Source organism: Capnocytophaga endodontalis (assembly GCF_002209445.1).
Taxonomy (GTDB): Bacteria; Bacteroidota; Bacteroidia; order Flavobacteriales; family Flavobacteriaceae; genus Capnocytophaga; species Capnocytophaga periodontitidis.
This window is the reverse complement of sequence record NZ_CP022022.1, coordinates 2,954,103-2,969,550: the sequence shown is the minus strand read 5'-3', so window position 1 is coordinate 2,969,550 and position 15,448 is coordinate 2,954,103. Positions and strand designations below refer to the sequence as shown.

At 39.0% G+C, this 15,448-nt stretch carries 11 protein-coding genes; 3 read left to right on the top strand and 8 right to left on the bottom strand.

The annotated features are described in order from the left end of the window. Position 1 precedes the first annotated feature (1 nt). The 8 genes from secG to pbpC all read right to left on the bottom strand — a co-directional run bounded on the left by secG (position 2) and on the right by pbpC (position 6,860). Positions 2–385, bottom strand: a complete 384-nt coding sequence (gene secG / locus CBG49_RS13335) for a preprotein translocase subunit SecG (RefSeq protein WP_088594856.1) — start codon at positions 383–385, stop codon at positions 2–4. Between the two features lie 5 nt (positions 386–390). Next, positions 391–1,230 carry a hypothetical protein gene (locus tag CBG49_RS13330; RefSeq protein ID WP_088594855.1) on the bottom strand — a complete coding sequence of 280 codons (840 nt, stop codon included), beginning with the start codon at positions 1,228–1,230 and terminating at the stop codon, positions 391–393. A gap of 41 nt (positions 1,231–1,271) precedes the next feature. Next, positions 1,272–1,763, bottom strand: a complete 492-nt coding sequence (locus tag CBG49_RS13325) for an LptE family protein (RefSeq protein ID WP_088594854.1) — start codon at positions 1,761–1,763, stop codon at positions 1,272–1,274. A 70-nt stretch (positions 1,764–1,833) separates the two neighbouring features. Then, positions 1,834–2,418: a Holliday junction branch migration protein RuvA gene (gene ruvA / locus CBG49_RS13320; RefSeq protein WP_088594853.1), complete on the bottom strand. Its 585-nt coding sequence runs from the start codon at positions 2,416–2,418 to the stop codon at positions 1,834–1,836. A 163-nt stretch (positions 2,419–2,581) separates the two neighbouring features. Further along, a complete protein-coding gene (locus CBG49_RS13315) occupies positions 2,582–3,277 on the bottom strand; it encodes a hypothetical protein (RefSeq protein WP_009419023.1) in 696 nt (231 codons plus the stop codon). A gap of 66 nt (positions 3,278–3,343) precedes the next feature. Further along, complete coding sequence (locus CBG49_RS13310) at positions 3,344–3,928, bottom strand: Crp/Fnr family transcriptional regulator (RefSeq protein ID WP_088594852.1); 585 nt, start codon at positions 3,926–3,928, stop codon at positions 3,344–3,346. A gap of 25 nt (positions 3,929–3,953) precedes the next feature. Further along, positions 3,954–4,436, bottom strand: a complete 483-nt coding sequence (locus tag CBG49_RS13305) for a hypothetical protein (protein ID WP_088594851.1) — start codon at positions 4,434–4,436, stop codon at positions 3,954–3,956. 60 nt (positions 4,437–4,496) lie between these two features. Continuing rightward, the gene (gene pbpC, locus CBG49_RS13300) at positions 4,497–6,860 is read right to left on the bottom strand and encodes a penicillin-binding protein 1C (protein WP_088594850.1); all 2,364 of its coding nucleotides are present in this window, start codon (positions 6,858–6,860) and stop codon (positions 4,497–4,499) included. A gap of 543 nt (positions 6,861–7,403) precedes the next feature. Here pbpC and CBG49_RS13295 point away from each other — a divergent pair. The 3 genes from CBG49_RS13295 (at position 7,404) to dnaE (ending at position 15,444) form a co-directional block, all read left to right on the top strand. Beyond that, positions 7,404–9,188 carry an ATP-dependent nuclease gene (locus tag CBG49_RS13295; protein ID WP_088594849.1) on the top strand — a complete coding sequence of 595 codons (1,785 nt, stop codon included), beginning with the start codon at positions 7,404–7,406 and terminating at the stop codon, positions 9,186–9,188. Next, positions 9,175–10,818: a UvrD-helicase domain-containing protein gene (locus tag CBG49_RS13290; RefSeq protein WP_088594848.1), complete on the top strand. Its 1,644-nt coding sequence runs from the start codon at positions 9,175–9,177 to the stop codon at positions 10,816–10,818. The genes CBG49_RS13295 and CBG49_RS13290 overlap by 14 nt, the downstream gene beginning before the upstream one ends. Positions 10,819–10,986: 168 nt before the next feature. Further along, positions 10,987–15,444 carry a DNA polymerase III subunit alpha gene (gene dnaE, locus CBG49_RS13285; RefSeq protein WP_088595338.1) on the top strand — a complete coding sequence of 1,486 codons (4,458 nt, stop codon included), beginning with the start codon at positions 10,987–10,989 and terminating at the stop codon, positions 15,442–15,444. Positions 15,445–15,448: the final 4 nt, after the last annotated feature.

Genomic DNA, 15,448 nt, shown 5'->3' with positions numbered 1-15,448 from the left:
TTTAGTTTCCTGTATTAGAAGATGTGGCAGGAGTAGCAGGCACTTGTTGAGTACCGTTGTTGTTAGCGGGTGCTTGCTGATTGAGTTGGTTTACTGGAGCAGCGGGGGTGCTGCCATCTAATAATTTAGAGTCGCCAGTCACACCATTATTATTGTTGGCTATTAAGGTGTTGGCAATAAGGATAAGCACAGCTAAAGCAGTAGCAAAAGTCCAAGTACTGCGTTCGAGGAAGTCGCCTGTTTTCTTTACGCCTCCTACTACTTGGGTGTTACCTCCAAAAGTAGAAGAGAGTCCGCCTCCTTTAGGGTTTTGTACCATAATAACCAAAGCGAGTAGTAAACATACTATCACGATGAGCACTAAAAAGATGTTAAATGTTGTCATTTTTCTTATAAATTATTTTGCTGTAATTTTTTAATATTTTCTATTTGGGCTGCAAAGTAAGCACTTTTTTTTGGATTTTTCAAAATTAATATTTCATAAGCCTGAATAGCTTGTTTGAATTTGCGCTGATTTACATATACTTGCGCCAATGTTTCGGTCATTAATTGTTTAGGGTCTGACTTTACTTCATCGGCTAAATTTACGTTGGATACATAATCTCTTGAGGCTTCAATCTTGGGATTACTTTCTAAGAACTTATCGATGAGTTTAAATTTCTCGGCTACTTTATCGTCTTTGTAGGCGACTTCATTATGCTCTTCAGAGATGTTTTCTAACCATTGAGAGATGTTGTCAGCATCGGTTTTTGGTTTTTCTTCAGGTTCTTTAGCGATAAAAACATCGGCTAATTCTTGGTGATTTACCAAATCTTCAGGGAAGATAGGTTCTTCAAAAATTGATTTATTGGGTAAGTCGGGGCGGTAGGATCGCGGTTCGTGGTCAATATAACTTACTTTAGGTGGGGTATTTTCAGCTTCTTCAGCTTCTTTGCGTTCACGAGCTTTGCGAATGCGCTCAAAATCACGGCGCAATGCTGAAAAATCAGGAATAATAGTTTTAGAGTTGATAAAATCAAACAATACTGAGCGGTCGGTTACGTGTACAGCAGCGAGTTTTAGAGCTTTGTTGTATTTGTAATTTCCTTCAGAATGCAATATTTTGAGTTGTAACACCCTTGCTGCTTGAAAATAAGGATATTCCTTCACTATTTCGTCGAGTTCATATACTTGATCATCGTTGATAGTGTAGGGATGTCTAATAATCTCTATGAATTCCTTTACAGTCAATGTGCTAATTTGTCGATTTATCAATATGCCGATTTGTTGATTTACCAATCGGCGAGTGAGGCATTGAAAATATCTTGGGTGATACGCTCGAATATCTGTGGAATAGCCTCTCCTTTTACTGAACTCAACTGACTTGCAGCGGGATAATCGTAGTAAAAAGAAAAGCGTTTTTCAAAGTCTTTTTTATCTTCTTTGTGATTGGTGAAGCGTACGTTTACGCTGATAGTAAGACGGTTTTGGGCGGCAGTTTGTCCTGAGGTAGCTGTCATAGGGGTAATATTGAACTCTACAATTTCGCCTTCGTACACAAGGTCGCCATTGCGGTCGGTAAGGCTGAGGTTGGTTTGGTTGTTAATCAAATCTTGTAGGGCTATGGTAAAATCACGGTCGAGCCCAGGTTCTACTAAAGGAGCATCGTTACGGAAGAAGTTCACTTGAAAGGTTTTAGCATCGCCTGTACTTCCTCCTGTGAAGTTGTAGATACCACAACTTACAGCAGTGAAAGCCAAGAGTATATATAAGAGATATTTCATTCTATCAATCAATTAGCGGGCAAAGATACGAAAATAATTACAAATGACAAATTACGAATGATGATTTTTTTTACAAGCGTTTGAGGGCTTGCTTGATGATTTCTTCTACTGAAAGCTCTTCGCTACTTGATTTGATAATGATATCGACTACTTTTTCAGCTTGTTTGCGTACAAAACCTAATACTTCTAAGGCGGCAAGAGCTTCTTCTTTGTTAGTGTTTAGAGTGCTGATAGAAACCTCTTCAAAGTCCTGTAGTTTGAGCATTTTATCTTTTAGGTCAAGTACTACGCGTTGGGCTGTTTTAGCACCTATGCCTTTTACGGCTTGAATAGTAGCCACATCGCCGTTGATAATTGCACTGCGCACGTGGGCAGCAGTGAGCGATGAGAGCATAGTGCGGGCAGTGCTAGCACCTACTCCCGATACTGAAAGGAGTAATACAAACACTTCACGTTCGGCTTTGGAGAGGAAGCCATAGAGCGTGTGGGCGTCTTCTTTTATTTGCAAATAGGTGTATAGTTTAATGGCTTCGCCTTCGGGTAGCGCTGAATAGGTATTTAAGCTGATATTTACAAAATAACCTACTCCGTGGCAATCAATCACTACGTGAGTAGGGTTCTTTTCTACGAGTTTTCCTTGTAATTGTGTAATCATTAGTTTAATTTGCTAATTTGTCGATTTGCAAAAGTACAAATAATTAGAAAATTAGCAAGATTTTACGGGGTAGAAGTAAAAAACTTTGCCAAAGGTGCGAGCTGCATAGGCAGTCGTAACACGACGGGCAATTAACTTTGGCAAAGTGTGTGATTGTTCATTCTTAATTGTCAATTGTGAATTGAGAAAGTAGCTCTTCCGAGCGTTTGCGCCCTGCTAAATAGTGAGGGTCAAGCTCTATAGCTTTTTGTAGATAGGCTATGGCTTGCACGCGGTATTTGCGCTGAGGGTGTTGCTTTGCCCAAGCCCAATACACAAAACTCATTATCTTCCACGAAGCGTACTCGGGGTTTTGGGCTTCTTTTCGGATAATATTTTCAAAGTCAATTTTAGCTAAAGCACGCTTGCTGAAATAAAACCAAGGTAAGTTCTCGGCTACGCTACCGCGCATAAATTCAGGAAGATAGTGCACCTCTCCGTATTTTTTAATAGCCGTTTCAAAAAGCTTAAAACTCTTGCCGATAAGTGAGAGCTTGAAAGTTTCGCCAGCTACCAAAGCCATTGCCGAAGCCTTGTAAGAAAGGATAAAAGGTTGTAATGCCTCAGGTGTTTCGGGATTGGCTTTGCATTCTGATAAAATAGTGAGACTCTTTTGCGCATAGCCTTTGTACTGCTTGCTAAAAAAGCCTAAATTTAGGGCTACTTCGTGATAGATAATTCCTAGGCGCACTTTGTTCAGAAGGGAAGGGTTTTCCTTGTAATCAGTTTCTACTTCAGGAAGTTTGGCTTGCAAAAGGTCGTTGTCGATGAATTCCATTACATCGTCTAAGGCGATTTGATAATCATTAAGTGTTTTCATTACGCGTTCTTTTTTAAATTTGGGGCAAAAGTACGGCGCAATGAGCTCCTCACTCGTTGACTTAAGTTAAGATTTTTTTGTGTGTATACGTTTTTGCAATCGGCTTAAACTTTCAGGGCTGATACCTAGTAGATTGGCAATGTACTTCTGTGGTACTCGCTGAAAGAGTTCAGGGCGTGAGTGCAACAGATGCTGAAAGCGCTCTTCGGGTTTATCGGCAGCAAGATACATAGCGGTATCGGTGGCGCGCTGCAAGATTTGTTCTGCCATCAACCTGCCGAAAGTCTCAAAGTTGTGGTGCAGAGCATAAAGGGCAAAGAGTTGTTCTTTACTGATACAATAAACGGTGGTCTCGTCTAAGGCTTGCAACGACAGATTGGAAGGGGTACCGTTATTAAAACTCATAAAAGCAGTTGTCCATTGATTTTCAAGTGAAATATCACAGGTCTTCTCCGTTCCATCATCTTTGGTGTGAAAATGGCGCACACAGCCTTTCTCTATGAAAAATAGGTGTTTGCAAGGTTGAGGAGCTTCTAAAAGCATTGTTTTTTTAGCAAAGATGCGCTCTTCAAAAAAATGGTCTACCGCGCTGAGTTCTTCCTCAGTAAAAGGAAGAGCTTGCCGAAAATGATTTTTTAAAGAATCGTACATATTTGTTTATATAGCTAATGATATTTTACTTGTTGTAATAAAAATGTACAACATTATGTTTATTTTCGTCTCCTTCTGTAGTCATTGCTCTGAAACCACAACAATACTGAGCGCTGAACATTGTATAACAAGCGAATACTTGATATTCAAAACCATAGATTTTCTTAGTTTTTTGCTTAGGAGTACTCACCCATACAGTATCTTCTAATGCAATAGAGTGTTCTAAATAATAATCTCTATAGGTTTGATAATTTTTTTGAGTAGGAACGGTGTCACGAATAGTTTCTGTATTACCGTTGCGATAATGCTTAATTTTAATCTCAATGGGGAGCAAAGTGTCTTTAGTATAGTCGTGAAAGTATATTGCAAATCCATTGATATGCGTTTTCTGAGCGCACTCTTCGGTAGCACGCCTGATGCTTTCTTTCTTTTGTTTTTCTCGCCATGCATCACAAGAGGTGAAGGTTAAAACTACAATGAAAGTAATAAAATATGAGAGTCTGTTCATAATTTTTATTTTGAAAGGACAAAAGTACAAATAATTAGTTAATTAGCAAGGTTTTAGTGGCTACCTACACATCACACTAATTACTCTTTCCTCCCCTTTTTCGTTGATAATCCTCAGTGTGTGGTCGCCTTTGGAAGCAAAAACATTCATTTCGTGAAAGGTTTCGGTGGTGCCGAGAAAAGCATCGTCTAAATACCAAAAAACCTTGCCTTCGCGATTGGCAGCCTTCGCTGTAAAGGGTTGTTGCTCGCCTCCAAAAGTTTTAGTGGTGTAGAGAACGCTTTGGTGTTTGGGGTAAATGAAATCCAAGCCCCTTTGCAGATTGCCTTGTGTGCAATCGGGACGTAGGGGGGGAAGTGGCTTGTAGTGAATGTGTTGCTGTTTGTAATACCATTCCATTACGGGAGGTAACACGAACCACGCTTTGTTTACAATGTTTTGTGGAGATTCGCACGAGGTGTTTACTTGGTACTGCTCATCACGGTCGAGGTGTACGAGCTTATGATAAGGACATTGCCCCACTTCCTTAGGAGCGAGATTGCTGAGTACTGTTTGCTTAGGACATTCGGGTTTGGCAAGGAAACCAGAATTGGCACAGACGGATACCTCGCGCAGGTCGTCTAAGGGTTCTGAAAACCACGAAGTAGGAGGGAGGGCGTTGAAGATACTGAACATTACCGGAGCGGCATAGGTAGCCCCTGTGAGGGTGGGACGTCCTTCGCCTGTGGCATTGCCTACCCACACAGCCACCACATACTGAGGTGTAGCACCAATTGCCCACGCATCTTTATTGCCAAAGCTGGTACCCGTTTTCCACGCTATCTTGCGCGACGACTCGTAGTAGCGCCACGCTATATCATCGGTAGGGCGGTTCACTTCCTTCATTGCACTAAACATCTTGTAGAGCGCTCCCGCCCTGAGTGTAGGTAGTTCGCGAGTGTTTTTTCCGAAATCTAAGGGGGCAGTATCGGTATAACGCAAGTGCTGAAATTCCTTAGTACGATAGTGCTGAGTGCGCGCAAAGACATCCGTTTCCGAAGCCAGATTGGTATACGCCTGTGCCAAATCCCACAGATTGCTCTCGGCACCTCCGAGGATAATGGAAAGACCATAATGGTCGGGGTGGCGGTTGATGTTTTTCAGTTGCAAGTGTTGTAACACATCGTAGAAACGATAGGTAGTAAACTGCTTTAAGAGCCATACAAACGGAATGTTTAGCGATTTGGCTAAAGCCATATCGGCAGAGACAGCACCTTCAAAACTATTGCTAAAATTCTGAGGTGAATAACCTCCTATTTGAGTAGGAACATCGGGTACTAACTGGGTGGGGAGGAGTTCTCCCTCGTGCAACATTGCTGCATAGAGAAAAGGTTTGAGCACACTGCCTGTACTGCGAGGTGCGTGCACGATATCCACATCTTTTTGATGGTCGGTATCGGTAGGGGTATTGCCTACGTAGGCGAGCACTTTTCGTGTTTTCACTTCTACCACCAAAGCTGCCATATTATAGATTTCGGATTGCGAGTAGTGGGTGTAATACCCTGCTACAAGGCTGTTTACTTTCTCTTGCAAGTTTAACGACACCGTAGAGCTAATGCGCTCGCCTTCTTGGGTTTTGGAAGCAAAAATAAGCAGGTGAGGCGCAAGTTGTGGAATAGGGTGAGGTTCAGCAGGAAGAGGTTCGAGAAGTGCCAAATCATAAGTTTCCTTATCGATGATATTTTTGAGTAAGAGTTTGTAAAGCAACGCATTGCGTTTCTGCAAGAGACGTTCTTGGTTTTTACCAGGAAAGATAAGGCTGGGAGCATTAGGAAGGACTGCCAGCGTAGCCGATTGTGCCCACGAAAGCTGATGAGGAGCGACACCAAAGTAACGCCAGGCTGCCATATCGAGTCCCACAACATTGCCACCAAAGGGTGCGTGAGAAGCGTAGAGTTTGAGGATGCTCTCCTTAGAATAACGGAACTCCAAGCGGGTAGCCCATATCATTTCGATGAGTTTCTCGAAATAAGTGCGCTGTTGGTGCTCACGAGCAATGCGTATCACCTGCTGGGTGAGCGTACTACCGCCACGCTGTACTTTACCACTGCTCACATTGCGATAGAGAGCCTTGACTACCGATATGGGATTTACCCCCCAATGGTAATAAAAATGAGCATCTTCGAACTGCAATACCGACATTTTAAAGCGGTAGGGCACACTGTCTACTTCGGGGAAGCGCCATTGTCCGTCGTTTGCAATCTTAGCCCCAAGTAATTTACCCTCGCTGCTTTCCAACACCGTAGCATAAGGTTGTGGGAAGAGCTGACGAGGCAGACAGAAAGCATACCAGACAAGGCAGCATAACAGTATTGCTGTTTTGATAGGGTGCTTGCGGACTTTTTGTTTTAGGAAATGAAAGGTATGTAAAAGACGTTTTTTCATAAAATCGCGCAAATATAAGGAAAAGTTTTTATATTTTGCACAAAGAGAGCACCATTGAGTGTCCGCCACCTACCACTTGCTGTGCGTTTTTGATATATCTAAAAGGATAATGTTCTACTTCAGCATCGCCGAATGAGGTTGTCCGAAAAGTCTAAAAATCGCTTTTGCATCATAAACTTTGTCAAAGTCCCAAAACTTTGACAAAGTCTATAAACCTGATAATCAACCACTTTTAGAGTATGTTATGTAGGAAAGCCAGCGATAGCTGGGTATGTGCCGCAAACGCCTCCTCAAGAAAAACTTTTCGGACAGCCTCATCAGCACCCAAACCACTGAAAACATAATATTTTTGAGCCATAGAAAAACGATTTAGATAGGCAAAGGTAAAGAAAAGTTTGGTAGTATGAGTTTTAACATAAAATATTTGGAAGAGTAATAAAAGCTAATTATCTTTGCAGCGTGATAAATCATTGTAATTATACGAGTGAGTTTTGTCAAAATTCATACCATAATACTATTGAATAAAAATTAAGGATAATAAATATGTATATAAAAAAGATGTATATTAAAGGCTTTAGAAATTTTAAAGAAGTTACTGTAAATTTTGAGAAACATTGTTTATTAATAGGAGCAAATGATGTAGGAAAAACAAACTTAATACAAGCATTAAGAATCTTGCTTGATAGAAGTTTTTCAGATTACGATTATGAATTAAAAGAGTCGGATTTCTTTGCATATAAAGAAACTAATGAAATTATTATTAAAGCGTATCTTTCTGATGTTGTAGAAGATTGTGTTTTAGCTAGAATGAAGGGAAAAATAAGTGATGAAGGTGAACTTGTTTTACAATATACAGCAAAAATAGAAAATGGGAAGGTAGATTATCAATTTTATTGTGGAAAAGATGAACAAAATTTAGATGAAATTGATAGTCCTTATTATCGAAAATATCTTAACCTAAAATATATAGGAAGTAAAAGGGAATTTTGGAATTATATCAATAAAACCAAAAATGAGTTATTACTTCAAGCAAAAGAGAGTAGAACAGAAGCTGTTATTGTAACGGATGATAATTTGTATAAAGAAATTAAAGAAAAACTAGAAGATGTAGATAATAGAATTCCTCAGTTGTCATATGTAAAAAATGCTACAGAACATTTGAATAAGGAATTAAATAAATTATCCATACATAATACAGAACAACAAATAGTGTTTGATACAGCATCTACTAATGTTGATAAAGTAATTTCAAATGTTTCAATTACTTCAAAATATAGAGAAAAGAAACTTTTTATTGGAGGTGAAGGTAGAATAAATCAGATTTATCTTTCTTTGTGGGCTTTGCAAAATCAGTATACAAGTACTTCTAATGAAGTATCAATAATTTGTGTTGAGGAGCCTGAGGCTTATCTTCATCCTCATCAACAACGAGAATTAGCTTCTTATTTAGGAAAGGTACTAAATGGACAAGTCCTTTTAACTACTCATTCTCCTTATATTGTAAGTGAATTTAGCCCTAATTATATTATTCGTCTATTTAGAAATAAAGAACATTGTACTTGTATAGCTTCAGATGGTTGTTCTAAAATAATAGGAGAAGCTTTTGAAGATTTTGGATATAGAATGAGTGTCATTCCAGCTGAAACTTTCTTTTCAGATTGTGTATTACTTGTTGAAGGTACCTCTGAGGTTATATTTTATAAAACATTAGCAAAACAGCTAAAAATTGAATTAGATAGGCTAAATATATCTATTCTTGATGTAGGAGGGGTAGGTTTTGAAACATATATAGATATTCTTAATTCTCTTCACATTAATTGGATTTTGAGAACAGATAATGATATTTCAAAAATTCCTAAAAAAGAAGAATATAGATATGCAGGCGTAGAAAGGGGATTGAGCTTTATTAATAAGAAAATAAATACTTTTAGAGATTTAGAAGAAATAAACACAAAAAAAGATTTAGATGAGATAAGCACAAACAAGAATAGTATTCATAATTTTAATGATAAAGAGAATATTCCAAATGAAATTAAGCAAGCCGCAAGTACTTTAATTCGTATTCTTAAAAAATATGATATTTTTATTGCAAAAGAGGGTTTAGAAGAAGATCTTTATAATAGTCTATTAAAAAGTAAGCTTGAAGAGTTTTATAATGAAAAATCTCCGGAAAGAATTATTGAAAGTATGAAAAAACAGAAAGCTGTTAATATGTATGATTTTTTGAAGAAACATAAAGAAAGTTTATCTATTTTAGAAGGAGATGATATATCCCTTCCTTTGAAAAGAGCTAAAGAATATATAGAAAAAAACTATGGTACCTACTGATAATCAAAAAAAAATTATTGATAGTGAAGGAAATGTCGTAGTTCTTGCCTCTCCTGGAAGTGGAAAAACATTTGTGCTATCAGAAAAAATAAGGAAAGTACTCAAAAATGAAAAAATTCTTTCTTATCAAGGGATTATAGCAATTAGTTATACAAGAAAAGCATCTGCTAATCTAAAAAACCGTTCTTTAGGAGAAGAAATTTTTCATAAAAATTCTTTTTTTGGTACAATTGATAACTTTTGCCTTACAGAAATAATTTTGCCTTATGGTAGTTATATTTTTGGGAAGACTACTAAAGAATTAGATATTATAAAAGTTTGCAATCTACAAGTAGAAGATAAACAAAATTATTCTTGGATTGAGAATAATTATAATGATATTACAGAAAAACAAATAAATCAATTATCTAAACTGTTTAATCAAGGATATATATTAATTGAAAGTTTAGAGTTGTTAGCTCTTCACTTAATACTTCATTGTAAATCTTGTCAAAATTATTTAAAAGCACGATTTAAATATATTTTTATTGATGAATATCAAGATGCAGATGTTTACATTCATAAAATATTTCTTTCTTTAGTAGAAATGGGGATTATTGGGGTTGCAGTTGGAGATGAGAAGCAGTCTATTTTTTCTTTTGCAAATAAAAGTAGTGAATATTTAAAACAGTTAGAAATGAATAAAGATTTTCAGACTTTTTCTTTAACTAAAAATTTTAGATCTTCCTTTTCTATTATAAATTATTCTGAGAAATTATTAAATCCTAATTGTGATATATATGAGACTAATGAAATGGGTATCCTTCTTAGAAGAATAAGAGGAACTGAAATAAACATAGCAAAATATATAGATGAGAATATAGAAAAAATATGTGATCACTTTCAGGTTAAAAATTATAACGAAGTAGGAATTCTTACAAAAAATAGTAGAACACAAGAGTTGATAGATCAGAATCTTAACACGAAGCATAGATTGGTTAAGACAACCTCTTTAGATCAGGATTTAAATCCAAGGTCTCAACTTTATACCCTTTTATTAAGATTTTTTTTTGATAAAACTATGTCTTTTATGACTGTATTAGATGAGTATATTGAATATGATACATTATCTCAACATCAGAAAAAACTATTAAATGAACAGAAGGAAAAAATTCGTTTATTATCCGAAAAAGAAACTGATAAATTGCCAATGTATTTTCAAATAATTGCAGATGTCTTATTACCAAAAGTAGGAAAAAGAGAATCTTTAAAAAAACTCCAAGAAATAATTGTTGATGAACAATTGATTAATTCATATAAACCAATTGCAATAGATGAGATTCAATTAATGACTTTGCACAAATCCAAGGGGCTAGAGTTTGATGTCGTTTTCCATCTAAATATGAATGAATGGGAAATTCCTAGTAAAGTTCCCAATCCCAATGGTGATTTTAATAATCCTGAATATATTAATTGGGAACAAGACTTAAACTTGCACTATGTAGGTATAACAAGAGCAAGGAAAGCTTGTTTTTTGTTGCGTAGCACTCATAGGACTAATAAAAATGATAATTTGAAAGAAGCCAGAGATTCTGAATTTTTAGAAATCAAAGGACTTAAAAACTTACGTAATGAGAAAGATTATCCATAAAAAATACCCTAATAAAAAATTATAGAAAATCAATAAGTCTTACTGTATTATGAGATTGATGATAGAATTGATGAAGATTACTTAATTTTTTTAGTAAAATTATCATTCCCTATTATTCCTTTGCCCTCACAAAATAAGCTCTTACCTCTTACCCCTTACCTAAACAAAATGTACTTAATATTCGATACAGAAACCACAGGTTTACCCCGCCGTTGGGATGCCCCTCTTACCGATAGTGACAACTGGCCTCGCGCCGTGCAGATTGCTTGGCAATTGCACGATGAGTGGGGCGCACTCATAGAACATCAGGACTTTTTGATAAAGCCCGATGGTTTCGATGTGCCTTATGATGCCGAAAAAGTACACGGTATTTCTACCCAATTAGCAGAAGCTCAAGGGGTACCTATCGCCGAGGTGTTCAAAGCGTTCAACGAGGCACTCAGCAAGGCAAAATACGTGGTAGGACAAAATATAGGCTTCGACATCAATATTATGGGGGCTGAATTTTACCGCTATGGGGTGGAGAGTCCGCTTACGCAGATGCCTGTAATCGATACTTGTACTGAGGCAACTGCCAACCTCTGCCAGATAGCTGGTGGAAAAGGAGGTCGTTATAAATTGCCTACCCTCACCGAGTTGCACTCTTTCCTCTTTGGCGTACCCTTTGCCGAGGCGCACAATGCCACTGCCGATGTGGAGGCAACAACTCGCTGTTTCTTTGAATTGATACGGCGCGGTGAAGGCTTTCAAGAAGGGATTTTTAGCAACGACTATATCAAAGAATTTCAAGGGCATCACACTTCACCTATAGGGCTTATCGGGCTCAAGCACGTGAACCTCAAAGAGGCTTCCGAAGCCTTGCGAAAAAGCAGTAGCACTGCACAAACTACCGAACCTCACGCCGATGCTTCATTGTTAGAAAATGCGGCGTTTGCCCACCTCCATAACCATACGCAACACTCTATATTACAATCTACTACGTCTATAAAAGACCTCGTGAAAATCACCGCCAAAGAGAAAATGCCTGCCGTGGCACTTACCGATAGCGGAAATATGATGGCTGCTTTCCACTTTGTGCAAGCCGTACAAGGGCATAACAAAGAAGCGGAAGCTAAAAACAAGGAGGCTCAAGAAAAGGGTGAACCCCCTACCGAAACGCTCATCAAGCCTATTATAGGTTGTGAGTTCAATATCTGTGAAAATCACTTAGATAAAACCCGACAAGACAACGGCTACCAAGTGGTGATTTTAGCTAAAAACAAACAGGGCTATCACAATCTTACCAAAATGGCTTCTATCGCTTCTACCAAAGGCTTTTACTATGTGCCTCGTATAGATAAGGCGATTGTAGAGCAGTACAAAAGCGACTTAATGGTACTCTCAGGAGGTATGAATGGCGAAGTGCCGTCTAAAATATTAAACATTGGTACCAAACAAGCTGAAGAGGCACTCTTGTGGTGGAAAGAGCAGTTTGGCGACGACTTCTATCTGGAGGTGATGCGCCACAACCAAGAAGATGAAAACCGCGTAAACGAAACCCTTGTAGAGTTTTCTAAGAAATACGGGGTCAAGCTTATTGCTACTAACAATACCTTTTATCTTCATAAAAAAGATGCCAATGCGCACGATATTTTGTTGTGTGTGAAAGATGGCGAAAAGCAGAAAACACCTATTGGGCGCGGTCGCGGTTATCGTTTCGGGATGCCTAACAACGAGTATTATTTCAAAACTACCGCCGAAATGAAAGCGCTCTTTAAGGATATTCCTGAGGCGATTCTCAATATTCAAGAAATTATCGATAAGGTAGAACCCTACGGATTGGCGCGTGATATCCTCTTGCCTAAGTTTGATATCCCCGAAGAATTTCAGGTGGAAGACGACCCTACAGGCAAAAAAGGAGAAAACAACTATTTGCGTCATCTCACTTATGAAGGGGCTAAACGCAAATACCCCGAAATTACCGATGAGGTGCGCGAGCGTTTGGATTTCGAGCTTTCCATTATCGAAAAAACGGGGTACCCAGGGTACTTCCTTATTGTACAAGATTTTATCGCCGCAGCGCGGAAGATGGGCGTATCAGTAGGCCCTGGTCGTGGGTCGGCTGCAGGATCGGCAGTGGCGTTCTGTTTGGATATTACCAATATGGATCCTATTAAGTACGACCTCCTCTTTGAGCGTTTCCTCAACCCCGACCGTGTGTCTATGCCCGATATCGATATCGACTTCGAGGACTCGGGTCGCCAAGATGTCATCAACTATGTGATTGATAAGTATGGCGAGAGTCAGGTCGCACGGATTATCACCTATGGTAAAATGGCTGCCAAATCGGCAATCAAAGATACGGCTCGTGTGCTGGATGTACCTCTACAAGAGTCGAATAGATTAGCAGGATTAGTGCCTAATGGAGTGTCGTCTTTAGGGAAGATGTTCGGTTGGGACGATAAAACCCTCAAAGAAAAAGTGCGCAGTGAAGAACTGCCAAAAGTAGACGAACTGAAACGCCTTTTGGCAGGAGAAGGGGAGGAGGAGAGTACCCAAACCATTCAGCAGGCAAATATTATTGAAGGTTCAGTGCGCAACACGGGTATCCACGCTTGCGGGGTAATTATCACCCCCGATGATATCACCAACTTTGTACCAGTAGCTTTAGCTAAAGATTCCGACTTGTTCGTGACTCAGTTCGATAACTCGGTAGTAGAGAGCGCAGGGTTGCTGAAAATGGACTTCTTGGGGCTCAGTACCCTCACACTTATCAAAGACACTATTGAAAATATCAAACAAACGCATAATATAGAGCTCGATGCAGAGGCTTTTCCGCTCGACGATAAAAAAACTTACGAACTCTTCCAGCGCGGTGAAACGGTCGGGATTTTCCAATACGAGTCCACTGGTATGCAGAAATATATGCGAGAGCTTAAACCTACCGTCTTTGCCGACCTTATCGCGATGAATGCACTCTACCGTCCAGGCCCATTGGAATATATACCGAGCTTTATCAAGCGCAAACACGGTATTGAGCCCATTGAGTACGACCTCCCCGATATGGAGGAATACCTCAAAGAAACTTATGGAATTACCGTATATCAAGAACAGGTGATGTTGCTATCGCAGAAATTGGCAGGTTTTACCAAAGGTGAAGCCGACGTGCTCCGTAAGGCAATGGGTAAGAAACAAATAGCCGTGCTAGCCAAGATGAAACCCAAGTTCATTACCCAAGCCTCCGAAAAAGGTCACGATGCTCAAAAACTCGAAAAGATATGGGCAGACTGGGAGAAGTTTGCCGCTTATGCGTTCAACAAATCGCACTCCACCTGTTATGCGTGGGTGGGGTATCAAACTGCCTACCTAAAAGCCAATTACCCTGCCGAGTATATGGCAGCGGTATTGTCTAACAATATGAACGATATTAAAACGATTACTTTCTTCCTCGAAGAGTGCCACCGTATGGGTATCAAGGTGTTACCTCCTGATGTAAATGAATCGTTGTACAAATTTACCGTAAATAAAAATGGTGATATACGCTTCGGGATGGGGGCTGTAAAAGGGGTAGGAAAAGCTGCTGTCGATACGATTGTAGAACAACGCCAAGAGCGTCCTTATACCTCTATTTTCGATTTGGCAAAACGCGTAGATTATAAGAGTATCAACAAGAAAGCCTTTGAAAGTATCGCTTTGGCAGGAGGTTTTGATTCGTTCACTAATGTACACCGTGCTCAGTACTTCCACGCTGAAGCTGACGGCGTTCCCTTTCTCGAAAAAGCCATTCGTTTTGGTACTAAATACCAAGAGAGTAAGAACTCTGCCCAAATGAGTCTGTTTGGGGGTGAGAGTGAAGTAGATATTCCCGAACCTGCGGTACCTAAGTGTGAAACGTGGGGCAACCTCGAGCAGTTGCGCCGTGAAAAGGAAGTGGTAGGTATCTATATCTCAGGACATCCGCTCGACGATTTCAAACACGAATTACACAATTTCTGCAATATCAGTCTATCGGAATTGCAAGACTTGAATCCCTTTATTAACCGCGAACTTACAGTAGCGGGTATGGTAGCTGACCTGCAACATCGTACGGCTAAGAACGGAAAAGGGTACGGCTTTCTCACCCTTGAGGATTACGACGGCTCTTACGAGTTTAAACTCTTTGGAGATGATTATTTAAACTATCAAAAGTATATGGTATCTGGAGCGTTTTTGTATGTCAAATTCAAAGTAGTAGAAGGATTCCTCAATAGAGAAACCAACCAAAGAGGCGAACCTCGTATACAGTTTATGCAAATGATGCAGTTACAAGATGTAATGGAAAGTCTTGCTAAGAAACTTACTTTGCACGTAAATATTAAGGATATTACTCCAAAATTCATTACCGATTACAGAGAGTTACTGCAAAAACACAAAGGTAACCAGCCTATTTATTTTGTGGTACACCATCAAACAGAGAATATCCATCTCAATATGGAAAATGGCAATTTAAAAGTAGCAATTACCAAATCTTTCTTAGACGATTTAGACAATTTATTAGCTCAATACAATCTTAACGATCGCCGTATCGAGAAAATTGTAGCTAAAAAAGCTGAAGAAACTCACGATGACGAGGAAATGGCAATAGAAGATTTAGGACTTTCTGATTAAAAAA

What these genes read in the sequence shown, in the direction of transcription:
- secG (WP_088594856.1), bottom strand. Translation starts at nt 385, where the DNA reads ATGACAACATTTAACATCTTTTTAGTGCTCATCGTGATAGTATGTTTA.
- CBG49_RS13325 (WP_088594854.1), bottom strand. Translation starts at nt 1,763, where the DNA reads ATGAAATATCTCTTATATATACTCTTGGCTTTCACTGCTGTAAGTTGT.
- ruvA (WP_088594853.1), bottom strand. Translation starts at nt 2,418, where the DNA reads ATGATTACACAATTACAAGGAAAACTCGTAGAAAAGAACCCTACTCAC.
- CBG49_RS13315 (WP_009419023.1), bottom strand. Translation starts at nt 3,277, where the DNA reads ATGAAAACACTTAATGATTATCAAATCGCCTTAGACGATGTAATGGAA.
- CBG49_RS13310 (WP_088594852.1), bottom strand. Translation starts at nt 3,928, where the DNA reads ATGTACGATTCTTTAAAAAATCATTTTCGGCAAGCTCTTCCTTTTACT.
- CBG49_RS13305 (WP_088594851.1), bottom strand. Translation starts at nt 4,436, where the DNA reads ATGAACAGACTCTCATATTTTATTACTTTCATTGTAGTTTTAACCTTC.
- pbpC (WP_088594850.1), bottom strand. Translation starts at nt 6,860, where the DNA reads ATGAAAAAACGTCTTTTACATACCTTTCATTTCCTAAAACAAAAAGTC.
- CBG49_RS13295 (WP_088594849.1), top strand. Translation starts at nt 7,404, where the DNA reads ATGTATATAAAAAAGATGTATATTAAAGGCTTTAGAAATTTTAAAGAA.
- CBG49_RS13290 (WP_088594848.1), top strand. Translation starts at nt 9,175, where the DNA reads ATGGTACCTACTGATAATCAAAAAAAAATTATTGATAGTGAAGGAAAT.
- dnaE (WP_088595338.1), top strand. Translation starts at nt 10,987, where the DNA reads ATGTACTTAATATTCGATACAGAAACCACAGGTTTACCCCGCCGTTGG.